The organism is Alicyclobacillus hesperidum, from assembly GCF_900107035.1.
Taxonomy (GTDB): Bacteria; Bacillota; Bacilli; order Alicyclobacillales; family Alicyclobacillaceae; genus Alicyclobacillus; species Alicyclobacillus hesperidum.
Window position 1 is genome coordinate 1 of record NZ_FNOJ01000017.1, and the last position, 26,002, is coordinate 26,002.

At 55.9% G+C, this 26,002-nt stretch carries 22 protein-coding genes and 1 other RNA gene; 7 read left to right on the top strand and 16 right to left on the bottom strand.

Annotation, left to right across the window (positions count from 1 at the left end; all coding sequences use genetic code 11):
• Nucleotides 1-401: 401 nt before the first annotated feature.
• Nucleotides 402-2,060 carry an ABC transporter substrate-binding protein gene (locus BLU70_RS11415; protein WP_074693529.1) on the bottom strand — a complete coding sequence of 553 codons (1,659 nt, stop codon included), beginning with the start codon at nt 2,058-2,060 and terminating at the stop codon, nt 402-404.
• Between the two features lie 267 nt (nt 2,061-2,327).
• Nucleotides 2,328-3,386, bottom strand: coding sequence for a LacI family DNA-binding transcriptional regulator (locus tag BLU70_RS11420; RefSeq protein WP_040290324.1), 1,059 nt, complete (start codon nt 3,384-3,386; stop codon nt 2,328-2,330).
• A gap of 346 nt (nt 3,387-3,732) precedes the next feature.
• On the opposite strand from BLU70_RS11420, the gene BLU70_RS11425 reads away from it, so the two are divergent.
• On the top strand, nt 3,733-4,677 hold the full coding sequence (locus BLU70_RS11425) for an aldo/keto reductase (protein WP_420865899.1): 945 nt from the start codon (nt 3,733-3,735) through the stop codon (nt 4,675-4,677).
• Between the two features lie 60 nt (nt 4,678-4,737).
• Here the strand turns inward: BLU70_RS11425 and BLU70_RS11430 are convergent, their stop codons facing one another.
• The 10 genes from BLU70_RS11430 to BLU70_RS11470 all read right to left on the bottom strand — a co-directional run bounded on the left by BLU70_RS11430 (nt 4,738) and on the right by BLU70_RS11470 (nt 12,734).
• On the bottom strand, nt 4,738-5,385 hold the full coding sequence (locus BLU70_RS11430) for an SGNH/GDSL hydrolase family protein (protein ID WP_074693531.1): 648 nt from the start codon (nt 5,383-5,385) through the stop codon (nt 4,738-4,740).
• A gap of 23 nt (nt 5,386-5,408) precedes the next feature.
• On the bottom strand, nt 5,409-6,236 hold the full coding sequence (locus BLU70_RS11435) for an RnfABCDGE type electron transport complex subunit D (RefSeq protein WP_074693532.1): 828 nt from the start codon (nt 6,234-6,236) through the stop codon (nt 5,409-5,411).
• On the bottom strand, nt 6,229-7,107 hold the full coding sequence (locus BLU70_RS11440) for an FAD:protein FMN transferase (protein ID WP_176780898.1): 879 nt from the start codon (nt 7,105-7,107) through the stop codon (nt 6,229-6,231). The genes BLU70_RS11435 and BLU70_RS11440 overlap by 8 nt, the downstream gene beginning before the upstream one ends.
• A gap of 44 nt (nt 7,108-7,151) precedes the next feature.
• Nucleotides 7,152-7,658 carry an FMN-binding protein gene (locus BLU70_RS11445; protein WP_074693534.1) on the bottom strand — a complete coding sequence of 169 codons (507 nt, stop codon included), beginning with the start codon at nt 7,656-7,658 and terminating at the stop codon, nt 7,152-7,154.
• A gap of 156 nt (nt 7,659-7,814) precedes the next feature.
• Nucleotides 7,815-8,036, bottom strand: coding sequence for a hypothetical protein (locus tag BLU70_RS11450; protein ID WP_176780899.1), 222 nt, complete (start codon nt 8,034-8,036; stop codon nt 7,815-7,817).
• A 175-nt stretch (nt 8,037-8,211) separates the two neighbouring features.
• Complete coding sequence (locus tag BLU70_RS14420) at nt 8,212-8,403, bottom strand: YozQ family protein (RefSeq protein ID WP_143027532.1); 192 nt, start codon at nt 8,401-8,403, stop codon at nt 8,212-8,214.
• Between the two features lie 73 nt (nt 8,404-8,476).
• Nucleotides 8,477-9,985, bottom strand: coding sequence for an MDR family MFS transporter (locus BLU70_RS11455; RefSeq protein WP_074693535.1), 1,509 nt, complete (start codon nt 9,983-9,985; stop codon nt 8,477-8,479).
• Nucleotides 9,986-10,077: 92 nt separating this feature from the next.
• Nucleotides 10,078-10,938 (bottom strand): pantoate--beta-alanine ligase, encoded by an 861-nt coding sequence (gene panC / locus BLU70_RS11460; protein ID WP_074693536.1) that lies wholly within the window; start codon nt 10,936-10,938, stop codon nt 10,078-10,080.
• On the bottom strand, nt 10,931-11,800 hold the full coding sequence (panB, locus tag BLU70_RS11465; protein WP_074693537.1) for a 3-methyl-2-oxobutanoate hydroxymethyltransferase: 870 nt from the start codon (nt 11,798-11,800) through the stop codon (nt 10,931-10,933). Before panB ends, panC begins: the two co-directional genes overlap by 8 nt.
• A gap of 1 nt (nt 11,801) precedes the next feature.
• A complete protein-coding gene (locus tag BLU70_RS11470) occupies nt 11,802-12,734 on the bottom strand; it encodes a Rossmann-like and DUF2520 domain-containing protein (RefSeq protein WP_074693565.1) in 933 nt (310 codons plus the stop codon).
• A gap of 200 nt (nt 12,735-12,934) precedes the next feature.
• Here BLU70_RS11470 and BLU70_RS11475 point away from each other — a divergent pair, with 200 nt between their 5' ends.
• On the top strand, nt 12,935-13,288 hold the full coding sequence (locus BLU70_RS11475; protein WP_074693538.1) for a hypothetical protein: 354 nt from the start codon (nt 12,935-12,937) through the stop codon (nt 13,286-13,288).
• A 28-nt stretch (nt 13,289-13,316) separates the two neighbouring features.
• On the top strand, nt 13,317-14,525 hold the full coding sequence (locus BLU70_RS11480; protein WP_074693539.1) for an MFS transporter: 1,209 nt from the start codon (nt 13,317-13,319) through the stop codon (nt 14,523-14,525).
• 81 nt (nt 14,526-14,606) lie between these two features.
• On the opposite strand, the gene BLU70_RS11485 is transcribed toward BLU70_RS11480, so the two are convergent.
• Nucleotides 14,607-19,583 (bottom strand): DUF3320 domain-containing protein, encoded by a 4,977-nt coding sequence (locus tag BLU70_RS11485; RefSeq protein WP_074693540.1) that lies wholly within the window; start codon nt 19,581-19,583, stop codon nt 14,607-14,609.
• 196 nt (nt 19,584-19,779) lie between these two features.
• Between BLU70_RS11485 and ssrS the strand changes: the two genes are divergently transcribed.
• Both ssrS and BLU70_RS11495 read left to right on the top strand, forming a co-directional pair.
• A non-coding RNA gene (gene ssrS, locus BLU70_RS11490) (6S RNA) lies at nt 19,780-19,959 on the top strand.
• Between the two features lie 191 nt (nt 19,960-20,150).
• Entirely contained in the window at nt 20,151-20,780 is a 630-nt protein-coding gene (locus BLU70_RS11495; protein ID WP_040290331.1) for a spore coat protein, read from the top strand.
• A 13-nt stretch (nt 20,781-20,793) separates the two neighbouring features.
• Here BLU70_RS11495 and BLU70_RS11500 read toward each other — a convergent pair whose 3' ends face one another.
• Nucleotides 20,794-22,071 carry a sugar efflux transporter gene (locus tag BLU70_RS11500; protein ID WP_074693541.1) on the bottom strand — a complete coding sequence of 426 codons (1,278 nt, stop codon included), beginning with the start codon at nt 22,069-22,071 and terminating at the stop codon, nt 20,794-20,796.
• 227 nt (nt 22,072-22,298) lie between these two features.
• Between BLU70_RS11500 and BLU70_RS11505 the strand changes: the two genes are divergently transcribed.
• Nucleotides 22,299-22,832, top strand: a complete 534-nt coding sequence (locus BLU70_RS11505) for an acyl-CoA thioesterase (RefSeq protein ID WP_040290375.1) — start codon at nt 22,299-22,301, stop codon at nt 22,830-22,832.
• 1 nt (nt 22,833) lies between these two features.
• Here the strand turns inward: BLU70_RS11505 and BLU70_RS11510 are convergent, their stop codons facing one another.
• Entirely contained in the window at nt 22,834-23,832 is a 999-nt protein-coding gene (locus tag BLU70_RS11510) for a Gfo/Idh/MocA family protein (protein WP_074693542.1), read from the bottom strand.
• Between the two features lie 197 nt (nt 23,833-24,029).
• Here BLU70_RS11510 and BLU70_RS11515 point away from each other — a divergent pair, with 197 nt between their 5' ends.
• Nucleotides 24,030-25,256 carry a WD40 repeat domain-containing protein gene (locus BLU70_RS11515; RefSeq protein WP_244885192.1) on the top strand — a complete coding sequence of 409 codons (1,227 nt, stop codon included), beginning with the start codon at nt 24,030-24,032 and terminating at the stop codon, nt 25,254-25,256.
• 19 nt (nt 25,257-25,275) lie between these two features.
• On the opposite strand, the gene BLU70_RS11520 is transcribed toward BLU70_RS11515, so the two are convergent.
• Nucleotides 25,276-25,926 carry an SdpI family protein gene (locus tag BLU70_RS11520; protein ID WP_074693543.1) on the bottom strand — a complete coding sequence of 217 codons (651 nt, stop codon included), beginning with the start codon at nt 25,924-25,926 and terminating at the stop codon, nt 25,276-25,278.
• Nucleotides 25,927-26,002 lie beyond the last annotated feature (76 nt).

Here is a 26,002-nt window from a genome sequence, read left to right on the forward strand (position 1 = left end):
CTATGACCTCTGCTGACCCCTGCCTGTTCAGCGTCACCTCTCGATGACGGTTACTAGCCTTGCTAGCGCGCAGACAGGTCTCCCCAGATAAGAACGGACTCTTTCCCCTCACGTACCTGCCGCAGTTTACTGCCGTAGCTCTTGGCGACTTAGGACTTCGTTGTGTGTAGGCAACTCGTCCAACTATGACAGCCTCAAATGCGATTCGTGTACCTCAGGTCGAGGGTTTGCCTCCAGCTTCCTTCAGATTCCACCTCACGGTGGACACCCTTGCTCTTGGCTAACGGTAGGTATGTCGCCAACCCCCGTTCGGGACTTACACCCTAAAGATTCCGCCCATGCTGGGCGTACGACAAACAGCGCCGGATGAACTTCGTCCGGCGCTGCTTTGATCTGGCGACTTAACCAATGGGCTTGAGATGATCCATGACAATGGCTGCCGACTGATAATTGTACGGCGATGGATCAATCCAGAGATTGCTTTGTGTGGACCAGCCCGTGAATTGTGCATCGTTGTACTCGTACCACAACGCACCGTTGAGAAGTGGAATAACCGGCAGTTGCTCGGCGGCAATCTTCTCAATCTTGTAGATATCATTCTTCTGTTGCGTGACGTTTGTCGTCTTGGAGAAGTCCGACAGGGCCGCATCGACCGTCGCGTTCTTGTACCCCTCGATATTAAACGAGCCGTTCGAGTCCAGCATGTCGTAATACAAGGTGTATGGCGTTGGGCCGACATTCGTCCAGGAAATGGCGAGATCGTAGGTTGGCTTCTGCCCTGCGCCAGGATCGATCTGGTTGTAGTATGCCGAATACTGTTCCTGTTGGACGTTGACATTGATACCAATCTTCTGAAGATCTTGTTTGATCAGCAACGCGTCTTCGTCCCAATCGCTCCAACCGGCGACAACCAAGAGATTAAACGACAACTCTTTGCCGTTTTTCGCGAAAATGCCGTTCTTGTCCTTTTTAAAACCGGCCGCAGTCAACAGCTTAACCGCCTTCGCATCGCTCTGTGTGAATGTCTTGTCGGTGGCTGGCAATTTCGGATCAAGCCAAGTCTTCTGCGGCGGCAATACGAGGCCATTGGGAGATGCGACGCTTTCGTATCCCGTTTCTCCTTTTACGGATAGCTGTGTCCGATTGATAGCCGCGCTGATGGCCTCGCGCACAGGGAGTTGTGCCAATAGCGGGTTGTTCAAATTCGGGTACAGTTCTACTGGATTGTTGGGCGGAAAGTAGTAGTGATTGTGTTTCGGATTTGCCGCCACAAACGTCTTCTGAATGTCCGGGATGTTGATACCTGCGTACTGGATTTGCCCGCTGGCTAGAGCGAGATCGGCAGCTTGGTTGGTCGCGTACGCTGGATAGCTCAAAATTTGAACCTTCGGAGCCCCGTTGTAATAGCTTGGGTTGGCTTCGTATTTGACGTCTTGCGTCGAGAAGGACATCAACTTGAACGGGCCTGTACCGATTGCCTTATCATGCGTGATTTTGGCTTTGGCGGGGTCTCCAAGGTTCGCCCATTCGTGTTGAGGTACGATATATGTACCGCCAAGCACGTATTGCTCTGCAAATGGAATATTGGGTTGCCTAAACTGGAAGATGACTTTGTAGTTTCCTTCCGCTTTCACGCTGGACAACTGTTGCCAGATGCCATTGGTATCAGCGTCAGGGTACTTCTTCAACTCATTGAATGTGAAGACCACATCCTGTGCGGTGAACGGCTTTCCGTCCGTCCACTTCGCCTTCGTTTGCAAGTTGACGGTCAATGTCTTGTTGTCGTTGCTAAACGTGAAACTTTTGCCGAGCAAGTCAAACTGCTTGCCAGTGGTATTGTCGAAATAGAAAAGGGTTTCGTAAATATTGCCCAAAGTACCGGAAACGCTGTTGGTGCCGGCAAACGGATTGAAATTGTCCTGCCAGGTAGCCAACACATTTGGCACGACTGTCAACGTGGTTGGTGCAGATGCTGCAGAAGCCGTCGTAGCAAGTCCCGAGAGAGCGATCAGCGCCGCCGCAGGCGCTGTTAATGCGACTGCCCATGCCTTTTTAAACATATGAATCCCCCTACAATCTTTGTCGTAATTCAGTGATTTCTAGATAGCTACAATAGAAACCGATTTCGAATTATCTGCCAACTACCCCCTCCTGTTGGATAAGATTTCTGACGACAACATCTTAGCACTTGTCCTAAAACGCTTTCAATATGCCGACAAAAGAAAATTTTCAAATGACAAATAGGGATTTTGAACGGAATCTTGATATTCCCGTCTCTCTCTAAACATGATTAGATCAGTAGAAAGACGGGAATGACTCGAAAGCGATTACGCCCTGTGGAGGCTTGTCGAAAGTTGCGGAGTTGAACCAATACCAATTCTTTTGACACTCGAACGCACCACCAATTCGATAGGAACCGTCAACACAGCCGGAGGTTTGTTCGGGTTCTGCATGAGCTCAAGTAACTCGTGCCCTGCCATGCGGCCCATTTCCTCTTTATTCTGACGAATGGTGGTCAAGGCAGGTGTGACATATGCGGCAAGCTGGACATCGTCAAAGCCAATTAAAGAAACGTCGTCCCCAGGCGTCAACCCCGCCTCGCGCAGAGCGCGCATTGCGCCAATGGCCATCATATCCGAAGCGAAAAAAACCGCCGTTGGCATTTCCGGCAAGGCGAGCATTCTCTGCATGGCTTCATAGCCCGATTCTTCGGTAAAGTCCCCCTCCAAGACCCATTCTGCACGAAATGGAAGACCGAGTTCCTGCATCGCTTGATGATACCCCAGAGTCCGGTCATGTCCAGGTTTTGTCCCCGTTCTGTCGCCGACGAAACCGATGTAACGATGCCCCAGTTCGGCGAGGTGGCTTACAGCCACGCGGGCGCCTCCAATATTGTCGGACACCAGATAGCTGGCACGCGAGCCTAAAAGGTCGAGATCGACCGAAATGATGGGAATACGGCTGCGAGAAAGCGAGGTCAGCCCTGGCGATGTGCGGGGTACGCCGAGCAAAAATAACCCATCCACATCGCGGTGGCGCGCCCGGGCCTCAAACCCTTGTGGCGTTTTCGATCCGTTGGTGGGCGAGAAAAAGAGCACATCGTAACCGCTTGCACCCACGACGTCCTGAAAACTGGCAATGATATCGTGCAAGAACGGATGGCGAAAACCCATTCCCGACTCATCTTGAAAGAAAACACCGATGGACATCGATCTGCGCGTGACCAGACCGCGTGCGGCCGCACTCGGCTGATAGCCGAGTTCATTTGTGATGCGTTGCACTTTTTCGCGCGTCTTGGCACTGACATCGGGATATCCATTTAAAACCTTGGAGACAGTCGTAGCCGATACGCCAGCTCGCCTCGCAATATCATAGATAGTGGTCATTGCAACAACTTCCTTTTTCTCTGTAGTGTCAATCACCCGGCCCCAGTTGTGCTTTGGCCCGTTGCGCAAATCAAGCTTTCTAAATGCCTGCCAGCATGATTCTCTGGCGCGCTCGAGCAACGGCCGAAATCGCTTTCGGCACCTCTTATTCACATTGTATACCTTCGTGAATCGCAAGCAAATCCCTTTTCATGAGATGCTATTTTTGAGGAAATTTCGTGCTTTCCAATTTTCTTGCCGATTCGTATTTGAAAGCGTTACCCGAACGTGCTATTGATAGACATGATATCACGATGCGAAAGAGGTGTCTTGTGTGGAATTTACCAAGCTTGGCCGAACTGGGCTGATGGTTAGCCGACTGTGCCTTGGCACAATGAACTTCGGACCCGAAACCGATGAAAAAGACGCATTTCGCATTATGGACGCAGCACTCGACGCTGGGATCAACTTTTTCGATACTGCGAACGTGTACGGTGGCGAAGGTCACCGTGGCCGGACAGAGGAAATTATCGGCCGTTGGTTCGCACAAGGAGGAGGGCGCCGCGAACGGGTCGTGCTTGCGACCAAGGTTTACAACATTATGGAAGATCCACTCGATGGACCGAATGAGGGACGCGGCCTTTCGGCATACAAAATTCGTCGACACCTCGAGGGCTCCTTGCGGCGCCTGCAGACCGATCATATCGAGCTGTATCAAATGCACCACGTCGATTTGCGTGTCACCTGGGACGAACTCTGGGGTGCCTTCGAAGTTGCCGTTTACCAAGGCAAAATTGGTTATGTAGGTGCGAGTAACTTTGCCGGATGGCATTTGGCTGTCGCGCAAGCTGCCGCAAAACAGCGCAACTTCCTCGGACTCGTCTCGGAACAACATAAATACCACTTGCTGTGTCGTGAGCCAGAACTGGAAGTGTTGCCGAGTGCACAGGCACACGGCATCGGCGTCATTCCTTGGAGCCCACTGGGGGGCGGTTTGCTCGGGCGCAATGCTTTGAATCGCACCGGATCGCGCAGTGCGCGCGCACATGCAGAAGTTGAGAAACACCGAGCCCAATTGGAAGCGTTCAAGCAACTGGCCGACGAACTCGGTGAGCCTCAAGATGTGATTGCGCTCGCCTGGCTTCTCGCCAATCCAGCCGTCACGGCGCCCATCATTGGACCGCGGACCATACAGCAGCTTGAGGACTCGCTTCGCGCCGTCGAAGTCAAGCTGACCGACGACGTAATGGAACGCCTGCAGGAAATCTTCCCCGGCCCGGGCAAACCTGCGCCCGAAGCCTATGCCTGGTAAGTGAATTGACCAATCGGCGCCGGGTGCGTATCTCCCGGCGCCGATAACCATTCATGATGCCTAGCATTGCGCGCCAATTTCGCGCAAAAATGCCCTGGCAATGACCATGTGCCCATTGATGTATGGATGGACGCGATCTCCAGACCAGCTCCATGTGTTCAGATGTTGCAGGCGCTCATCGAATTCGACCTGCACGTCGATGAACGTCGCGCCGGTCTCATCAGCAACCGTTTTCATCGCATCCGCGTATGCGTCCACCATGGCACGCATCGGATCGCTGCGGTTGGGCTCGAGGAAAAATGGACTTAACAAAAACATCTCCTTAACGCGCGGGAGCGTCTTCGCCACAAGTGAACGCAATGTCTCTCGGTAGCGATCCAAGCTGATATGGTTCTCGTACAATAGACGCGCGTCAAACTGCCGCCAAACATCGTTGACGCCTATCATCACCGACACGTAGTCAGGGCGTTGATCGATCACGTCGCGCTGCCAGCGCTCTTGCAAGTCGACCACGGTGTTGCCACTCGTCCCGACGTTGACGACACGTATCGGCCGGTCTGGATATAGTGCCTGTAGCATACCGTCGACAAACGCAACATAGCCAAAACCAAGCCCTCCGCGGGGTGCTTCGCCAATCGGTTGCTGGCGGCCACAGTCAGTGATGGAATCGCCAATCATCACGAGTTTGCTGTTTGCTTCTAAGCGCATCCCATATTCGCCTCCGTTTCTACCTATCCTATCACACTTTTCTGACGCGTTATCCAAAGCTTCCACAGATTTGCCGAGAGGAGGCCGATGAATAAATACGAAAGGCCGCCAAACGTCAGATAGATGAGACCGCTGACGATGGCCGAGATGGCACCAAAGCCAATCTGATGCCGATAGCGCGCCGGTGAAGTGGGCGGGTCCGTCAACATAAAACACGCTAGGAACAAGGCGGAGTTGATGATAGGGTTGCGAAACGCATCCGCGGCCAAGGTGACATGAAAAGCGCCTTCGAACGCAAAAAAGGCTAAATAGACTGCAAAAAAGGAGAAGAATTGCGGGAACTTGTTGACGCGTTGAACGATGGCGTAACCAACGACAAGCACGATCGCGGCGCTCCACGCTGGCATAGCGGACAAATCCCCCCACCAACTTTCGCTTGCGTGAAATCCCACAATCGCGGCAAGCAGGCCAACCGCCGCCGGGTTGAAGATGGGTTTGCGGCCAATCCTCAGCACATGCTTGGACGCGATGGCGATGGCCGTCGCCGCGATCACAACTGTAATCGGCGTGTCTGCGGCAAGCACCAGCCCGACGATCACGGCCGTCACCAGCCCACCGTCAGACAAGCGAATGGGGTAGCGCTGCAACCAAAGCGCGATGGTGTCGCAGACAACAGCAGTGATGACCGCGACACAGACGTTGAAGATACCGTGCAGCGTTCCACTGTCGACGGTGCCAATGAACAATAACAGACACAACAGCGTAAGTACCAACCCTTTTGGCGTCCGCAAATAGCGCTTAAGACCTGTGCGTTGCCGCCGCTCTAGCGGTCCCGTTCGCGTGTCACTCATCGATGTACACCTCCCACTCGTCCGTGTAGCAAATTGATAAGTCTGGCATGATGAGCAACCCTTCGGCACCGCAATCGGTAAGCAGGGCTCGTCCCTCGTCGGGCTGCAGGAGCATGGCCGCCGTGGATAAAGCGTCCGCCATCATGGCATAGGGGGCAATCACAGTCGCACTTATCGGTGTCTTGCCCCCGCTCCTCGGCAACACAATGTGCGATGCGTCTGGTACAACAGGACTTCTTCGCTCGTAATCGCCCGATGTGCAGACCGCGCGATTGGATATGGCTAATGTCGTCACCATGGCGTCAGGGATGCGCGGATGCCGAATCCCGACCCGCCACGGCTCGCCGCTCGGGCGAGCTCCGCCAGCGTAAATGTCGCCACCTGCATCGATCACAAATCCATCGAGTGCCTGCAGTTGCAAGGCGGCAAGATCGACGGCAAACCCCTTGGCGACAGCACCGAGATCGATAACAACAGGTCTATGCAACGTGACCGTCTGGTGCTCGTCGTCCAACTCGATGTCCCGGTACGACGCGTCTTCCGACACAGATGAGCTTGCGATTGAACGACCGGACTGATAGTCGACCACAAAACCAAGCTGCTCCATGCGGCGGCCGACGGCGGGATCGAAGCGACCAGCGGTGATATCCGCGATTGTCAGCGCAAACCGCAGCGGGTGATACAATAAAGGCGACACCGCAACAGGTTCGCCGACGGACAGAAGCAACTGCCTCACTTCGCTGTCAGATCGAAACCGCGAACAACTCGCTTCGACGTCATAAAACAGCGTGATTGCGTTGTCGATGCTCTGTCTGATGGCGGCTTCTGGGAGCGTTCGCGAAACCCCAGTGATGGCAACACGCGTGTCCATCGCGACGAACTCCTTTTGAACCAAGGCCGACCGCCCCATTTACATCACCCTTTGTCGTTAGGATTCTGGGCCTGACTTAGGGCCTGTTGGACAGCCATCGCGAACGCGTACGAACTGAGCGTAGCGCCAGAGACGAAGTCCACGTTGGCACTCTGCTTCGCAATCACTTCGTTTGGCAGCACGGGATCGATATCGCTTTGCGGATAATGCGTGTCGCACTCGGTGATTTCCACCCGCACAATCTTGCCGTTCCGAATGGTCACCGCCACGTCGACCGTGCCTATTTGATCGGATCCCGTGCCTTGATACGTACCATCTATGTACTTGGCCGATTTCACGGCGCTTGTTCCGCCGCTTCCGTTTGTCGTTGCATCGTTTGTGTTGTCCGTCGAATCAGACTCGGCGCGTTGATGCGTTGTATTCGATCCGTTTGACACGCCGGCCACCGGTTGCTCTGCAAATGGTGCGGTGACGGCATAGCCCGCTACATACATTGCGCCGAGCGCTACCGTGCACATGGCAATGAGCTGCTTGCTCATTTGCTTGGCCATCCACAACACCCGCCCCCACATGAATAAACCTGAACGATTTCAGTAAGCAGTATAGCCTGCCTAGATTGAAAAACGATTGGCGGTTTAACGACATGTAGGGAAATGCGTGCGACAAAGAGGCCGACCCCAAAGGTCGGCCCCCTCACCTGTTCCAGGTTATTCCTCGATGCCTTTTTCAGTCTCTTCGACGAAGCCAAGGACAGTGTAGAACTTGCCCTCAAAGCTCGACGCTTCCACATAGCCATTGTGCAACAGCCGATAGATGGCCGTGCGCGCCAAAGCGCCTCGATGGATGGTGGGAGCCCCTGCACTGCTGATGGAGCGCAGGACCCGATTTGTCCGGTTGTCGATGGTCAGAACCACGGTTGCCGTATTCACGTTCCTTCACCTGCCTTCCTGCCATTTGTGCCCGCCCCATGGAAGCGAACACACCGTATACAATGCGGCCTTGTCCCGGATTGTCATGGACAAAGCGCCGAACGGCGGCAAGAAGACGCAAAACAGGGCGGCTCGCCACACGTGTTGGCCAGTCCGCCCTGTGTTCAGACAATCCTCATTCGACGTCATCCGGGATGCCGGCTGTCGCCTGCAAATTCCGTACGCGGCCCTCGTCTAGAAAGACGATGCCGTCACTGGTGCCGGCAAAGTAGACATCTCGGATCTGCTCGCGCGTCACGCGCAGACCTTCACCATCGTCGTGCAAACGATGGTCAACTTCCACCTCTGGCACATACGGCCTCTTCACAGGCATCCCCCCGTCTACCGAATGTGATCGTCACACGTAGTGTAGCCGGGAACGGACAATCCATACCACAGGCTTATGCGACCTGCTTCTGCTGTTCCATCACCTTTTGGTGCGAAGGGAGGAACCACGAGACGACAAGCGTCAACAACCCGATACCGAACATCGTGATGAAAATATGATGTAAGGCGTGAGCGAGCATTTGATCGACAAACGCCTTTAGGCCTGCCGAGAGGCCTGTCGCCGAACCGCCACCGCTGAGTTGGTTCAGAATACCCGTGAGCCGGCTTGAACTGAGCCCTGCTAACCCATTTGCATGTCGGGTGGCGTAATCTTGAACCCCTGCGTTAAAGAGTGCCCCGAAGACCGTGACCCCGATGGTTTGCCCGAGAGACCGCGAGAACTGGTTCGAACCAGTCGCCGCACCACGCATTTGCCACGGCACCGCCGATTGAATCATGACCGTCGTCGGAGTCGTCACGTAGCCCATACCAAGCCCCATGACCACCATGATGCCGACAAAGAACCAATAGGGCGAGTGCAGCGCGACGGCCAACAACCAGAGCGTTGCACAGGCAACTAAAATGGCCCCAATGACCGTGGTCCGCTTTGCTCCCACCCGATACATGAAACGACCGGCGAACGTCGAGCCAAGCGGCCAGGCAATCGACATCGGCATCAGGGTGAGACCCGAGCTGGTTGCGCTGTGGCCAAGTATGGTCTGGATCCACATGGGCAGATAGACATTTGCGCCAATCAACACGAAACTCGAAAGAAAGCCAATCATGTTTGATACGGCAATGACCGGGTTCGAAAACAGGCTCAGTGGCAACATCGGCTCTTTTGCCACCCGCTCGATCCAGACAAAACCTGCAAGAAAAACTGCAGCCGCGACAAACAGACCGATGATGGTACCGCTATCCCACGCGTATTGACTGCCACCATTCAACAGCGCGTACAGTAAAGCAGATACGCCGACGGTGAAGACGGCCGCCCCAAGATAATCGATAGACTTGGCGTGCCGTTCAAACTTCTCATGCAAGAACAAGAGCACTAGGACAAACGACACAGCACCGACTGGCACGTTGATATAGAAGATCCAGCGCCAGCTGACGTGATCGACAAACAACCCGCCGACAAGAGGTCCGAGCAGCCCAGCCACACCCCATACGGAGCTGAATAACCCTTGCATACGTGCGCGCTGTTCGCCGGGAAAGAGGTCGCCGATGATGGTGAACGTGATAGGCATCACGGCGCCGGCGCCAATTCCTTGGAACGCGCGAAACCAGACCAATTCCGTCATGTTCTGTGAAGCACCGGAAAGCGCAGAACCGAGAACGAATAGAATAACACCAATGCTAAATATGACTTTCCGTCCAAAGAGATCGGCCAACTTGCCGTAAATGGGCGTCGTCACGCTGGTTGTCAAGGTATAAATGGCAAACACCCAACTATAAAGGCTAAGACCGTGCAATTCGCGCACGATGTGTGGCATCGCCGTACTGACGACCGTGACGTCGATAGCGACGAGGAACACGGCGACCAACATCGCAACCGTCACCATTTGGCGGTTTGTGTGTCGCACTCGAGATTTCCCTCCTCAATTCATTCGTAAACAACTCGCCGCCTCACCATACCGGACTCCCTATACATTTTCAAGTGGTTTTTACAGCATCGTCAAACGTTTAGCTGTAGGTTGTCGATCAGTCGCGCCTTGCCGAAATACGCCGCCACCGCGAGCATGACATCGCCTTCGATCACGTCGATCGACTCCAAATCGGCAAGCGACACGACCTCGGCATAATCAAGGCGGGCAATGGGATCTGCTGCAATGCGCTCACGCATGCCGGATGCAATGGCCTTGCCATCGCGGTTGCCATTCGCGATTTGCTCGCGCGCCCAGCTGAGAGTTCGATAAAGTATAGTCGCGTGATCGCGCTCCTCGGGAGAAAGGTAGACGTTGCGCGAACTTTTCGCTAGCCCGTCGGCCTCGCGTACCGTCGGCACGGAAACAATCTCGATGGGCATGTTCAAATCGGCGACCATGCGGCGGATAATGGCGAGTTGCTGGCCGTCTTTTTGGCCAAAACACGCCACATCCGGTGCCACGATATGAAATAGCTTCGAGACGACAGTCGCAACGCCAGCAAAATGGCCGGGACGTGTTTTCCCACATAGCTTTGCAGCCATATCTGGGAGCTGCACGGTCGTCGCCATCGGCCGCGGGTACATCTCGGCAACCTCCGGCGTGAACGCAACATCGCACTGACCGGTCTCGGCGAGTAAGCGCAGATCGCGGGCGAGATCGCGCGGATAGCTACTCAAATCTTCATTGGCACCAAACTGCAGCGGATTGACGAAGATACTGACGACGACAAAATCCGCCTCGCGGCTTGCGGCTTCGACCAACGCGAGATGGCCCTCGTGCAGATACCCCATCGTCGGCACGAGCGCGATCCGCTGGCCATTCGCTCTTGCCGCTGCGACCAGTTGGCGCAAGTCAAGAATGGTTTCGCATTGCCTAAACGACTTAGCCACGACGCTCACCCTTTCTTTGCAACAAATCCTGAAACGCCTCTTGTTCGCTGGCCTGTAGATGAACCGTCTGCTCTTCACCTGGGAAGGCACCGCTCTTTACCTCATCAACGTACTGCCGCGCAGCCGTTACGATGGTCTCGGCAATGGAAGCATACCGCTTGTTGTGCTTGGGGATGTACCCTGACGTGTACCCGATGAAATCGTGGAAGACGAGCACCTGACCGTCGCACTGAGGCCCAGCGCCGATCCCGATGGTGGGAATCGCGAGCTGCTCGGTCACAGCAGCGGCCACTTCCGCAGGTACAGCCTCAAGGACGATGGCAAACGCCCCTGCTTCCTCAATCGCCTTAGCGTCCTCGATCATGCGCATGGCTGCATCCGCCGTTTTTCCTTGCACCGCAAAGCCGCCAAAGGCATGCACAGACTGCGGCGTGAGTCCGATATGCCCCATCACCGGTATGCCTGCCTGAACGAGTCGGGAAACGGTCGGCGCCAGTTCCTTGCCACCTTCCAGTTTTAAACCGTGCACGCCACCTTCCTGCATCATGCGTGCGGCACTGCGCATGGCATCTTCCGGCGTCACCTGATACGTTAAGAAGGGCAAATCGGCGACGACCATCGCCCCATTCGTCGCGCCACGCGATACCATGCTGGCATGATAGATCATCTGATCCAGTGTCACCGGAACGGTCGTCGTTTGGCCTTGCACGACCATACCAAGCGAATCGCCAATCAACAATATATGCACGCCTGCCTCCGACAAGAGACGCGCCGTGGGATAGTCGTACGCCGTCATCATGGCAATCTTTTCGCCAGCTTGCTTCATCTTGGCGAGTGTTCGCACGGTTACGTTCTTTGCCAATTTATTCTCCCCCTGTTTCCGATCCAAGCCATCGTTCCAACTCATCAACTTGATTCATGCCAATACTGCCTTTCGCGAGCGCAATCGGCACTGTTGCCCGCGCCAGTGCGAGATAGACATCGCGCGCGGCCGAATCGTCCGCAAGCGCGTCCAGATGTTTCACAACGGTCGCCGTATCCCCCCGCTCAATGGGGCCTGTCAGGGCCTGCGGAATTCCCAGGCGCTCGACATTGTCAATGGTGCCCCGAACCAACGGTAAGAGACTACGTACGCCATCCGGCAACGGAGCTAGCCGCGCCGCCGTCCCCAGCAACGCTACCAGAGCGTTTGAGGCCAGAACCGCCGCTGCATGATAAGCCGCCTTGTCCGCCGCGGACAACGCAAAGGGATGGCATCCCCACCGCTGCGCCCACATAAAGGCCAGACGCACCACTTCAGGATGGCCTTCCACCGCGATCGCGATATCTGACAATGCCCTTGCTCCTAAGGCAACGTCGGCAAATGCCTGTAGTGGATGGACACTGCCCACGTAGGCGCCGCAATTGGCTGCCGCGCTGAGGGCATGGCTCGTCAAGGCACCGGAAGTATGTATCACCATTTGGCCGGGGCGCAGCATGTCGAGTTCACACAGCCGCATGGCAACGTTGGCAATCGCCCGATCTGGCACTGTAAGCCATACCACATCCGCACGACGAACCATTTGCACAGCGGTGTGCCACGACATGACCGGCACACCTGTCATCCGCTCAAATTCGGAGGCGCGCTTGCTGCCTGTATCCTTCTCCAGGGCACACTCGACATGCGCACCCATATCGCGACAGGCACAGGCCACGGCTGTTCCAACGCGGCCAGGGCCTACGATTACCATTCTTAGAGATATCGGATTTCTCTCGTCATGGTCTGCCAATTCGCGTTCGACTCCCTGTTCAGACATCTGATCCGCAACCAATTGTACCAATCTTCCATGACAATGTGGAACGCCAGTCGACCTGCACTGGGGTATAGGTGACCGTTGCCTGTGGCAAACCAGATCTTGCGGAAAGTTGTCGGATAGACACGCCGCCGAGCAGGCCACCCAGCGGATCGAGGAACCAATTTGAAACCCAGACCGTCAACCACAATGGGGGAATTGATATGGAAAAATGGCTGCAATCTTCTGTCGCCGTGCCCAGGTATGCGCGTATTTGTGGGCTTATTGCCCTCTCCATCGCCATCCTGTGCGCGGTCACGCCGACATTTGGTGTGCTGCGACTCGAACCCGCCGCAGTCGTGCTCGGCGCCATCGCCTTGTTTGGCGGTTTTCGCGGTGTCGGCGCAGGCATCCTTGTCATGTGCGCGATGGATCTCATTCTCAGCCCTGCGTTCTGGACCAATGTTACCTGGGCGACGAGCCCCTACTCCGTCGTCGATCATTCGCTGGCATACTTTGACGTGGTAGGGATTATCGCCATGTCTGCACTGCTCTTCAAGCGACAGGATCGCAGATAGCGCGCGTGCCGCAGAGAGGTGGCTTGCTATGCGCAAAAACACGCGCTGGGATGTCGCAAGCGTGGCGACCATCCCGCTGATCATAACGCTTGGCAATTCGATGATGATCCCGGTGCTCCCCATCATGCAACGCAAACTTCACATCACGGCGTTTCAAAGTAGCTTGGTGATCACGGCCTATTCGCTCATCGCCATCGTTCTAATCCCGGTGGCTGGTTTCGTATCTGACCGGATTGGACGGAAACGTGTCATCTTGCCTTCCTTTGCGATCACGGCCGTGGGCGGACTGGTTGCCGGTATGGGGGCAAGCCCGTTCCATAGCTATGCCTTGGTATTAGCTGGGCGCTTTCTGCAAGGGGCTGGCTCAGCAGGCGCCATGCCAATTGCAATGCCACTCGTTGGCGATATACTCAAGCGCGATGAAGAGATCAGCAAGGCGTTGGGTACCATTGAAACAGCCAACACATTTGGCAAGGTGCTTAGTCCAATTCTCGGCGCGGTATTGGCGGCATGGGCATTTTATCTTCCTTTTTACGCCATACCCCTACTATGTGTCGCTTCGGCGGCCATGATTATGATCTTTGTACGCGTACCCAAGCGTGACAAGTCCAACTCGCATCGGCCTACCAGCCTGCCGATGCTTTTGGCTTTGCTGCGCCATCACCTGCGCTGGTTGGCGGCAGTCTTCCTTGTGGGTGCCACGGCGATGTTTGTATTGTTCGGCACGCTCGTGTACTTTTCTGATCGCTTGGAATCTGACTGGAATGCAAATGGCATTTCGAAGGGAGCCCTTCTTGCGATTCCTCTCTGTTGCCTGTGCCTCGCGTCATATGGCGCCGGACGTATCATCGGCAAAAACAAACGACGCATGAAATACATGGTGGCCGGCAGTTGCCTCCTGGCCGGCATCGGCTCAGCCGTAGCCGCACTCGTATTCGTTACCGAGTGGCTGATGATAGCCGTTTGTATCATCGGGATCGGCATTGGCGGCGCGTTGCCAGCCGTCGATGCACTCATTACAGAAAGCATGCAGAAAGAACAACGTGGTTCCATCACGTCGGTTTACACGAGCACTCGCTTCATCGGCGTGGCTGCAGGTCCGCCCGTGGTGTCTTTACTCTCATCCCGCGGACAGCCTAGCGTCTTCTGGCTGATGGCGCTGGCATGTGGATTGCCAGCTCTCTACAGTTTGTGGGCGATTCAAGCTGGCACCCGTGGTGGCAAGAGGGAAATATAAGGAGGCCTCTGCGTCAAGCGGCTGGGGCAAATAGTCTAACGGGCGTGCCTTGGCTGCATGTCCGGTAGGTGAGGGGGCGGGTCAGTCCCCCGCCCGGACGTAGTTAACGCCTTCTAGACGTACGCGGCCACTGTTCTGCAGCGACGCAAACACGCGCGATAAGATATCTCGCATGTCCTGCGTGACTCGCGAAAAGCCAAGTGCACGCCCCGTATCAACAATCAGACTCTCCTCCGAGTAGCCGTAGGCGCGATCGATGAGTGCCATCATGACCGCCGCAATCTCGCTCTGTGCGATATACTCCATCTGCTTCTCGTAAGTGGGAACATCTGCTCGCGAGCGGATTGGCATCGTATCTAGACTCGGGCTCAGCAGGATGTCACCATCCATCTTCACAAGCTGTTGACTTACCGCGTACCGCACAGCATTGCCATAGGTCGCCCGGATGCGTTTGCCGATCCGCTTGATCCCACACGCGTCGGCGATTCGCCGCACCACCACTTCCACATGAACTGGACTTTCAATTTCGACAACCTGAGCGATCCAGTTTGCCCACTGACCGATGGCCACTTCGTGCAACTCGACGCCTAAAGGCGGAATATGAAGCGTTGCAGCCACGTAAGGCTCCGTCACCGCGCCCGCAGCTGAGGCTTGGATCTCCTGCACGGCTTCTGAGTGACGCGGGCGAGACGTCGCCATAGCGTCCGCGCTTGACGCTTCTTCAGCCAGCGTACTAGACTCAACAAATCCTGTGTTGGCGCGCTTGGGCCGCTCTGTTTGCTCCAAACTTTCCCGTTTCGCCCGAACCTTCGCCTCCTCAATCGCAGCGACGAGTTTGGCGAGCGCCTTCTTGCGATCTCGAAACCAATCTGTGCTCCAGATTCGATGCAACGTCCAGCCGAGCCCCTCCAGCACCTGTTGCCGCAGCCGATCGCGGTCGCGCGCGCTGCGCGAGCTGTGATACGTCGCTCCATCGCATTCGATCCCGATTAGGTAGCGACCGGGAGCATCGGGATCGACCACCGCAAGGTCGATAAAGAACCCGGCGGATCCAACCTGCACGTCAACCTGGTAACCGAGCCGCACGAGTTCGTCGCGCACCGCCTCTTCAAACGGAGAGTCTGCCTCGCGCCCTGTGCTGTGCGGCAGGTCTAACTTCCCTGTCTCACAGTAACGCAGGAATGCCTTGAACACGCGGCTGCCTTCACCTTTCGCCCGATGCAAATCGATGTCTTCGGAGCGCAGATTCGTGAACACCTCGCAGCGCACGCGCGCACGCGTGATGAGCACGTTGAGCCGTCGCTCGCCGCCAGCTTTTCCAAGCGGGCCAAAGGTCATCGCCAGATATCCATCCTTGTCGCGGCCATAGCCGACGCTGACGAAGATGACATCGCGCTCGTCACCTTGCACAGTTTCAAGGTTCTTCACAAAGAACGGCTCATCAGACGCCGCAAAGAACGGCTCACAGGACGGATTCGCCCGGCGTAAGCGATCGACCTCGTCTTCAATAGCCTCCGCCTGCGTGCTGCTAAGCGCCACGACGCCAAGCGTTTCGTCGGTATCTCCATTTACGAAGGCGCGCGCGTGCTCCATGACAGCCTGCGCGACTGCCCGCGCCTCGAGGCGGTTCGTGCGGGATTTACCGCGGTCATATGCGGTATCTTCGAGCCGGTGCAATACCAAACCCTTTGTGGTCGACTTCCGTTCAGGACTCGGGAACAGGATGAGCCGCCCATCATAAAACTCCGCGTTCGACAAGGCGATGAGCGATTCGTGCCGACTGCGGTAGTGCCAGCGCAGCATCCGCTCCGGCATGCCCTGACTGACGCAGAGGCTGAGGATACTTTCCATGTCGCTCGTGTGCACATCTGTGTCCTCAGGATCTTCCTCGTCGTCCACCGCCGCGTCGAAGAAGTTGGTCGGCGGTAACTGCTTGCTGTCACCAACCACGACCAACTGCCGCCCACGTATGATGGCACCAAGTGCATCCACTGGCTGCACCTGGCTCGCCTCGTCGAATACGACGAGGTCAAAGTGGAGACTGCCAGGTGGAAAGAAAGTCGCGACCGACATTGGACTCGCCATAAACACCGGCTTTAGCGCCTGAATGGCGTGACCCGTCCTAGCAAGCAATTGGCGGATTGCCATATGCCTACCCTTCTTCTGCATCTCGCGGCGCAAGAGACCTAGTTCACCGCCACTCGATTCGCGCGAAGGGATACGCTGCAGATGCGCAGCGGCTGCTAGTTTCTGCGTAATCCTCGTCATCTCCTCGTCGAGCGCGCGAAACCGCTCGACCGTACCCCACTGCGCGTTGCCCGCAAACTCCGCGATGGTCGGATGCTGTTTGAACACCACTTGCAGTAACGCTTCGTACCAACGGTACGTCACCGCATCGACGAGGCTGTCTCCAGCATACCGCCACGAAGCGGCGGCGTGAACGACCGAACCTAGGCCCACCTTATCACAGCGCCGCGTGAACAAGTTCCATCGGACGATCCCGGACAGAGTATCCAACTCACCCTGCCACCGGCGCAGTTGCTCGTCGTCTGCAGCAATAGAATCCGTCAAACCAGCAGTTTCCGATCCGCCATTCAATCCGTTCGTTGTAGTCTCACCGCGCTCAACGTCTGTTCGTCGATACTGCAGCTTCTCGACGGCCACCCGCACCGTTGAACGCGCCTCTGCGACTGCTGGTTCGAGTATCGCCAACGTGCCAGTCGCGGCTTCGCGAATGTCCGGGCGTACCAGCAGGTCAACTACCCACCCGGGGATTTCTCCTCGCATACACAGTTGCTGCAAATTGACCATCCACCCGACGATCTCTGCACACATTTTCCAGTCCGTGTCGACGCCGCGCCACTTGCCTCCCAGCAACTTTGCCAACGTCACCTCGTGCTGCATCACACGCTCCTGCGTCTGCTGGACGTAAATCACGTCGTTCAGCCACGCCAACATCTCGGCTTCCGACTGCTTTTGCGGCGAACGCAAGCAGGCCATCGCTTGTGCTCGCGCGCTCTTGTACTCCCCCGACATCCGCCCGAAGAACGACTGGTGCGCTAAGATACGTGTCCGCACAGGAGCCAGATCCTTTGTCCACGTGTCAGCAAGCAGGAGCGTCTCGTACTTTGCCTTCAATTCGTACACGCTCTGCATTGCCTTGACGGTATCCACCCAAGTGGCGAAGTCTGCCCAAGCCGTGTCCCGCACGTCGACACCCGCCAAGTCTGGCACCGTCGACAGCAGGCGTAGCACCTGCACCGCCGCATCCACTTCAGGCCATGCGTCGCCTCCCTGGATCGACAGCGACACCTTCGCATTCTCCCACCGTGCGGCGAGTTCCCCGACGGCATTCACAGCGTGAGTCAGTGCGCTCACCAGAGCTTCGTGATGAGCGCCGGTCGGGGTCTCTGTCAACGCACAACCCCAGAATGGATGCTCCACGGGTACGCCAATTTCCTTCAGGAATGCCTGCAAGTCACGCAGGAAATCCCGACGCTCCACGAACAACTCTCGCGTCCAGTTGGTATCTACATCAAACGCGGGCCATCTCTCCGCTATCATACGCTCCTGCCACCGTATGAGTTGCCCCATCGCTATGTACGGCGTCACCCCCGAGCCGCCCATCGGCTGGTGAAGTACGTCGATATACTCGTTTAGCTTGCTCCGCTGTATCTTGTACTCGAGTTCGTTTGTCTCCGGTACCCCAGCCGTCCCCCGCAGTTGCCAAGTGCGCTCGAGTTCGGTCAAAAGCTGGCGCTTGTTCGTCTTGTTACTGTGCAACTCCAGACATGCAGCACCAAGGCCAACCTTCTCAAGGCGACTCTTCACGACTTCCAGGGCAGCCATCTTTTCTGCCACGAAGAGGACGCTTTTGCCGTCCAGGACGGCCCTTGCGATCACATTCGTGATTGTCTGTGACTTCCCCGTTCCGGGCGGCCCCTGAATGACCAGATTGCGCCCGCGAGCTACATCAACGACGGCAGCTAACTGTGAACTGTCCGCATCCATCACCGTCTGCATATCGGTGAGCGGCAAAGTGTCGTCAAGGCGGGCGAGTTCGTCGATGTCGGACGGTTCCTCGCGAAATCCTTCGACAAGGAGGGACGCAAGGATGTCGTGGTTGAGCGGATTCGCCACGTCCGGCCAAAGGTCTGCCTCAAGGTCGCGAAACATCAAGTATTTCCCAAATGAGAAAAAAGCCATGAGCAGGCGGTCTGCGTGGACAATCCAGCGCTCCTGCTTGGCCACAGTCTCCGAAATGGAGTCGATGTAGGCGGACAAGCTGCGTTCGTCGTCCACCTCCAGTTCTGGTAATTCAATTCCAAAATCAATTTTCAACTTATACTGAAGCGAAAGGTTCGCGACAACCTCTTCTTCGGAGTACCTGACGGTAAACCGATCCCGCGCCGTATCCCGCTCAAGCGTCACGGGCACAAGGACAAGTGGCGCCATGAGCGGTTTGTCGCTCGACTCCGATTCATACCACTCGAGAAAACCCATTGCGAGAAACAACGTGTTCGCACCTTGCTCTTCCAACGAAGTTCGCGCTGTGCGAAAAGTGTTGAGTAAGCGTTTGTTCAATTGGTTCGCCGTGTACGGCGCAGACAGAGTAAGCTCGCCGCCAGCGACTGTGCCTTGTACCTGCGATCCGTCGTCAGGGGCTCCCGCCTGCGTGCCTTCTGTCTTTTCGCTGTTCTCCGCTTCTCCGTCCAAAACTGCTTCATCGGGCACCTTGTTTTCCAGTACAGTGGCAAAGAAATTGAGGCTCAAGCGTTCGCCCACCAAGCGTTTGTAAACCTCGTCAATCGGCTGATGGTCCAGGTACACACCTTGACTTTTTGGCAGACGAAAATTGAGCATATTGTTACGCAGGGTCAAATCCAGCAGATCCCGCCTTGCCTCCTGTAACTTCTGCCTGAGCACGCTCTGACGGTCGGGACCGGTTCCATGTGTCCCACCACGTCGCAAGGCATCTACGGTGTGAATCCCCGATTGTCGGGCAGCCGCGGGCTTCTTCGCCGCATCCCTGACGGATTCACTTGGCACCGAACTCATCCCACCCAACGCCCCTATCCATTTCGTCTCTCTGAAGTGTACGTTCGCTCAATGGCAAGGTATAACCGCTAAATTCCGACATGATTCCTTATTACGCTACAAGAGATTGGGATAATCAGCAAGATTATAATCACCCAAAAACTGACACATCAATAAGCTGGCGATCCCTTGCAAAACGTGCTACACTGTCGAACACAAACTCCTGTGATGTTGGTGGGACATTTTTTGGTTTTAATCTATGGCGAGTAATATGGGAATCCGACTCCAGACTTGAAGATGCCATGCCTCCGTGAGTGGAAGGTTGAATCAAGCGATAGGATACCCACCTGTGAGAGCAGGTTCAAAACCGATTGTCCCACGGCAGAACGGGGTACATAGGAAGCCGTTTCTCAATGTTCGAAGCATTGGGAGGCGGTTTTTTGTTTTTCTTCATAAGTGTCTTCACCCCCACCTTCACCATCGCCCGCACACGTTTGCTTTCCATCTGGATTTTTCGTGTATAACGCACAAAAGGATCCACATGTTAATCGACGAGGAAACCATTGATCTCTTTTGGAGGACGATACGATGCAGATGTTGACGCACGAGATGGCCGAACTCAACGAGCTTTTGCTAAGCTGCACCAACTCGATTCAATCGATGGCACTCTTTTTAAACCAAGCTCAGGATCAAGAACTGCGCGACATGATTGCCAGGCACTACGCGGTGCACGTGCAGGATTACAACATGAAAGTGGAATTTGCCAAACAGCAACAGGGTTCGACCGATACGCTCGACGTTCCCCCGCTGCCGTCTATGCAACCCATGCCGATGCACCCTATGTCCGTGCAGCCCGTACAACCGCAAATCAAGTTGCAACAACTGGACGATCGCGCCATTACGACGTCGTATTTGCTGACACTCAAACGGGCCGGCCGCGAATACGCTTGGGCTGCATTCGAGACGTCCACCGTACAGATGCGCACATTTTTAGAGGATGCCTTCCGGATGTGCTCGCACCAAGCGTTTGAAGTGTGGCAATACGCAGTGCGCAAAGGCTGGTATGCAGCGCAGCAGGCACCTGCCCAAGCTGTACAAAACCTGGCGCAAACCTACCAAGAGGTGCCGTACCATCAGCCGGCCGCCCAATATACGAGCGGATCGCAACCACAAGCGCAACAACCTGGCATGACGATGCCAGGCCATCGCTATCAGTGATGGCCTCGGCCAACTAATCTCCGTTTGCCGCTCGCCGTGTTTGGGTTGTCTCGATATCCTGCGACGTCAAGGCGGCACGTAGAGCCTTTTGCTCTTGCGCCTTAAACCGTTTGCCGCGTAGCAAGAAAAGCCAACTGGTGGCGGCAAGGACGGCACACACGAGATACACCTCGCGATACCCGGCCCATTGTGCGATGGCGCCACCCAGCAAGCTGCCGAGCATCTGTCCAAGGTTGTTCGTATTGCTGTACAGCGCCGTCGCAGACCCGGGAGCATCAGGCAAGAAATCCTGCATATAGCTCATGCCAATACTCACACTGATGGCGATAAACGTCGCACAAAAAAGTTGCAACGCAAGCATTTCCCACGGTCTTTGTGCAAACCAGGCTCCGACGTAATACAAGGCGCCGCAAAGGGAGCCGAAGAGCAACAACGGCCGCTTGCCAAGCCGCGCACTCAGCGCACCAAGCCCAAGAATGATGGGAATTTCGAGGCCCGCACTCAACGCGACGACCGAACCGACCATTCTGTCTGAGCCGTGTAACGCCTTCGTCACGAAGAGTGGCATATAAAGTCCATTCATCGAGGACGCAGTATATACAGCAACGTACGACACACAGGCGGTGACGACATGGCGATTTTGCAACACGGCAAACGACTTTACCGGCTGTGAACCCAGAATGCCTGCAGGTGGCCGCCGTTCTATCCGCCAGAAGACGATGGCGAGCACGGCGACAAACAAGAAAGCTGTCGCGGCAAAGAGTCCAGAAAAGTGATAGGCCTGTAACAAATAGGACCCCAATAACGGCCCAATGACCCAGGCCAACGAAAAAAACGACCTGAGTGATGACGTAGCAAACGTCGCATCGACGTCCGGCACCCGACTGGCTGTCTCACGCGCGTAAGCGAATAACTGGGGAAACGCGGAGGCACCAAGTCCAAGCAACACCGTCGAGACGATGAGTAATGGCAAGTAGCTGTGTATGACGAGAAAACTACCATACCCCAAGGCAGAACAAGCTGCCGCGACAAGCATGATGTATTTTTTCGCCACACGCAAGTCGGATAGCCTGCCAAGCCAGGTGCTCGCCAAAATGCCACCGATGCCATTGACACACATGAATAGCCCGAGTTCCGCCGCTGACATATGGACGACGTCCGTGCCGAACAACGACAAATAGGGTCTCGTGATGGAAACCCCAATGCCGACGAGCGTGATGGCGAGAACGAGTGTGCCATAGCCAGGCAGCAAGCGGGAACTGAGCGGAACAAACCGCATGCGAAACCTCAACCACAAGCCCTCCCGGATTAAGCTACACGCATGGTAGCACCCAGGGGGGCCTTTGAGGATTGCAGATCTGGTTAAAACATGACGAAATTGTGTGTTTGTCGAAATTGGCAGGTCTTGAATCCGCTTTACCTGTTTGGCTGGTTCACGCCCGCTGCGATACAATTTTTTGCGGAAATGAAATGGTTCCTAAATGGGGTCAAGCAAGCCTAAAGAAAGGTGAGGGTCAGATGGAACCCAATCGCGAAGAAAAGTTTTGCAAAGAATCGCGCGCCACGAAAATTCTACGGGTCTTCCCCTCGGATTTGAACGACCATAATACGATGTTTGGCGGCAAGTTGATGGCCTATATTGACGATGTGGCTTCGATTTCGGCTGAGCGGCACGCGCGCGCCGAATGCGTCACAGCCTCCACCGACAGCGTCGACTTCCTACTTCCCATCCGCGAAGGTCACTCGGTCTGCTTAACGTCGTATGTGACGTCGACTGGGCGCAGCTCGATGGAGGTGTTCGTCAAAGTCGTCGCCGAACATCTGCGCACAGGCGAGCGGATGATTGCAGCAACCGCATTTTTGACCTTTGTCGCACTCGGCCCGGATGGCCGTCCCGTCCCCGTACCGAAAGTGATTCCCGAGTCCCCTGAAGAAAAAAAGCTGCACGAAACAGCTCCCGCGCGCGCCGAGGCCCGCAAGCGCCACCGCGAACAAAGTAAACTGCTCGCCGAACACCTGCGGCCTGACCGACTTTGGGAGATGGGCAACTGAGTTACTTCGCGATTTCAATCCGCTGACAAGACGCCATCGACTGCAAGCACGCGTCGATGACGCGCATATTGGCGATGGCGTCCACAGGTTGAAAGCGAAGCGGTGCACCCGTGAGCACGGCTTCAGCGAAGTCGTCCGCCTGTAAAGTGTACGGGTCAAAACTCGGAAACGCCTCCACGCGCTCGCCATGCGACGTGATCACTTGAAATGACATATCTTCCCCGACGAACGCATTCACCACTTCGATCCGCCCATCGCTGCCCAAAATTTCGAGCGTGTTACGGGGAGCAGCCCACATCGCACAATCAAACGTCAGACCGATGCGCTTCGGAAATTCGACCAGTCCCGACACCATCATGTCTACATCGTCGTGTTGCGACGATGTGAATCCCACTGCCGTCGCCGCCACCGGTTCGTCACCGAGGATGAGCCGAGCTGCACTGATTGGGTAACAGCCGACGTCATAGAGCGATCCACCGCCCCAATCGCGGCGGTACCGCACGTTGCCGAGATCGGCCGCATTGTTGAACGTAAATGTCGCGTGAATGCCGCGGATAGCTCCTATCTCCCCGCTCCTCACGATTTGCACTATGCGTTCATAACGCGGATGGTGACGATACATAAATGCCTCAGCGAGCAAGACACCTCTATTCGCACAAGCCTCCACCATCTCCCGAGCCGTTGCCGCCGAAAGCGCGATGGGCTTCTCGCAAAGAACGTGTTTTCCGGCCTGTGCGGCGCGAATGGTCCATTCTTTATGCAAATGGTTCGGCAGCGGGATGTACACCGCGTCCACGTCTGGATCCGCTAGCAATTCTTCGTAGCTGCCATAAGCGCGCGCAATTCCCAAGCGGGCCGCCGTCGCAGCAGCCTTTTCCTGACTGCGGCTGGCCAGCGCGATCACGCTATTTTTTTGCGACTTTTGCATACCGGGGATTACCTTGCGAATTGCGATATCAGCGCATCCAAGCACGCCCCAGCGCAACCTTTGTTGTGTCATCTGTCCCACCCCACTTGTCGAAACTCGTCACGAAAGATCTATTTGCGTCACAGCGATCAGATCAATTGCGGCCATCGATGTCAAAACGCTTTCAGTATAACAAACTCCACCAATACATTTGGCTGTTTCATGACACTCACACCATTTTGTTTGTGATTTGATGTCTGAACACGTAATATCAGGCTCGAGGTGATTCCATGCGCGGAACCAAACCAGCGATGCGGCTTTGCGCCGCTCTTTGTGCCATGATGATCATGGTGGCAGGATGCGACACGACGAATCGGCCGCAGCAGTCGGAAACAGAAAATGCGCTACCGGCACGCGTGCAACCGGGAGCTCTGGTGGCGGGCGGATCGACAGTCGTCGCCGAATTTGTCCACAACAAATGGATTTACCTGCCGGCTGCCTCCGTCGTCAACGCGCCCTCGTCGGCGTTTCAGACGGTCGACGTGTCCGCAACCGGCGAAGTCGCTGCCACGACACCCGGCAATGGTGACACGTTGACGGGTGGTAGCAGTGGAAGTGCTCTGTGGCTTTATCAACGCGGTTGGCGACCTGTCGAGATACAGGGCGATGCGAACGTGCAAGTTCATGCCTTTGCGCCAGATGGCACGCTATATGCCGCAACAGATGATGGCCAACTGGCTGGACTATGGAAAAGAACGAATGAAGGCTGGACACAAGTTCCCGGAACGACACAAATGGGTTACATCACGTCCATTCTCTGGTCGCCCAAAGGCACCCTCACAGTCGTCTCCATTCCGGACAATGGCGCAACGACCATCTGGCAGCAGATAGGTCAGAAGTGGATTGCACTCGGCGGCGAGAACGCGCCGTTTGCGGGCGACACATTGACCATACAATGGTCTCCTTCCGGGCAGTTGACTGTCGGTTCGAGCGGGCATGGCGCGTTTACGTACGAGAACGGAACATGGACACCTGCCGGGGGTGTGCCGACACCCATTTCGGATGTGCAACAGATTGGCTGGTCACCAGAAGGGAATCTGTATGTTGCTGGTCATACGTCCGGATCAACCGGGCTTTGGGAGCTAAGCGGAGGACATTGGCACGAAGTCAACGGCCTCGGACAAGCCGTCGGGCATGATAAAATCCGCGAATTTGGCTGGTCGCCACAAGGTGTGCTCACGGTCAGCGACGGAACAGCCTGTCAATTGTTCCAGTTGCAAAGTGGGCGCTGGGTGTGTATCTGGAACAAGACAAAAGCATCGGATCCCGACGCACTGCCTCCCTACTTTGCCTGGTCGCCGCAAGGTACGTTGGTATGCGACGGTGGCGATATCGGCGGGCTTTGGCAGGAGACCGCAAACGGCTCGTGGACTCTCATTGGCGGCAACCAGTCGCCATTTCGCGGACAGCGCAACGTCTCGTTTACCTGGGCGCCTGCGGACAGCACGACGAGCTAACGCCGCAGGTTGAAAACCTTTAGCCCCGTCGAAAGTACACGTAAGATAGGATGGTGGACAGGGCTGCCCAAACCACGATGAGCACGAGGATACCCAAAATGGCAAAGTGTATGGGGACGACCCATGCGCAGACGACGCACAAAAGGCCGGTCGCGACGCCGAGAGCACCGGCGGTGCGGTGCGTGCGCCGCCACGTTTCCTCACTGGCCAACGTCCACGGCGTCCGGATACCAACTAGCCAATTCGGCGACACGCGCGGTAGATAATTGGCCAGTATGGCCACAAACAAGCCGATGAGACTGAGCGGCACGCGTTGCGAGCTTCCCGGTACGCCAATCGCATGCAAGAGTAACCATAGTTGAATACAGCCCATGAAGACGACGACAATGCCACCGAAGAACCGGTACGTCGACCAAAACCCCGCATATTGTGCACGCTTCGGATCGATCCGCCAGAACACGTTCCAAAGACCAATGAGCGCAAGCATGATGATGGGCATCACGATGGTCGCTCCGAGGCGGCTCATGTAGCCATTTGGCTTGCCGGATGCATCGAAGTGCGTTGCGACAACGGCAGGCAGGTGCGGATATAAGATCCCGCTTGCGGCACACACCGCTCCCCAGGCAGCCCACCCCCACCAACTGAGCGCAGATTTCCGCTCACCAGCCACCTGTACCACCCCCACGATCTCTTGGCATCATTATATAGCCTGTTAGCTAAATATCAATCATGAAATCCGCCACATT

Excerpts from the sequence above, each read along its gene's own strand:
- BLU70_RS11415 (WP_074693529.1), bottom strand. The coding sequence starts at position 2,060 with ATGTTTAAAAAGGCATGGGCAGTCGCATTAACAGCGCCTGCGGCGGCG.
- BLU70_RS11420 (WP_040290324.1), bottom strand. The coding sequence starts at position 3,386 with ATGACCACTATCTATGATATTGCGAGGCGAGCTGGCGTATCGGCTACG.
- BLU70_RS11425 (WP_420865899.1), top strand. The coding sequence starts at position 3,733 with ATGGTTAGCCGACTGTGCCTTGGCACAATGAACTTCGGACCCGAAACC.
- BLU70_RS11430 (WP_074693531.1), bottom strand. The coding sequence starts at position 5,385 with ATGCGCTTAGAAGCAAACAGCAAACTCGTGATGATTGGCGATTCCATC.
- BLU70_RS11435 (WP_074693532.1), bottom strand. The coding sequence starts at position 6,236 with ATGAGTGACACGCGAACGGGACCGCTAGAGCGGCGGCAACGCACAGGT.
- BLU70_RS11440 (WP_176780898.1), bottom strand. The coding sequence starts at position 7,107 with ATGGACACGCGTGTTGCCATCACTGGGGTTTCGCGAACGCTCCCAGAA.
- BLU70_RS11445 (WP_074693534.1), bottom strand. The coding sequence starts at position 7,658 with ATGGCCAAGCAAATGAGCAAGCAGCTCATTGCCATGTGCACGGTAGCG.
- BLU70_RS11470 (WP_074693565.1), bottom strand. The coding sequence starts at position 12,734 with ATGTCTGAACAGGGAGTCGAACGCGAATTGGCAGACCATGACGAGAGA.
- BLU70_RS11475 (WP_074693538.1), top strand. The coding sequence starts at position 12,935 with ATGGAAAAATGGCTGCAATCTTCTGTCGCCGTGCCCAGGTATGCGCGT.
- BLU70_RS11480 (WP_074693539.1), top strand. The coding sequence starts at position 13,317 with ATGCGCAAAAACACGCGCTGGGATGTCGCAAGCGTGGCGACCATCCCG.
- BLU70_RS11485 (WP_074693540.1), bottom strand. The coding sequence starts at position 19,583 with ATGAGTTCGGTGCCAAGTGAATCCGTCAGGGATGCGGCGAAGAAGCCC.
- BLU70_RS11495 (WP_040290331.1), top strand. The coding sequence starts at position 20,151 with ATGCAGATGTTGACGCACGAGATGGCCGAACTCAACGAGCTTTTGCTA.
- BLU70_RS11505 (WP_040290375.1), top strand. The coding sequence starts at position 22,299 with ATGGAACCCAATCGCGAAGAAAAGTTTTGCAAAGAATCGCGCGCCACG.
- BLU70_RS11510 (WP_074693542.1), bottom strand. The coding sequence starts at position 23,832 with ATGACACAACAAAGGTTGCGCTGGGGCGTGCTTGGATGCGCTGATATC.
- BLU70_RS11515 (WP_244885192.1), top strand. The coding sequence starts at position 24,030 with ATGCGCGGAACCAAACCAGCGATGCGGCTTTGCGCCGCTCTTTGTGCC.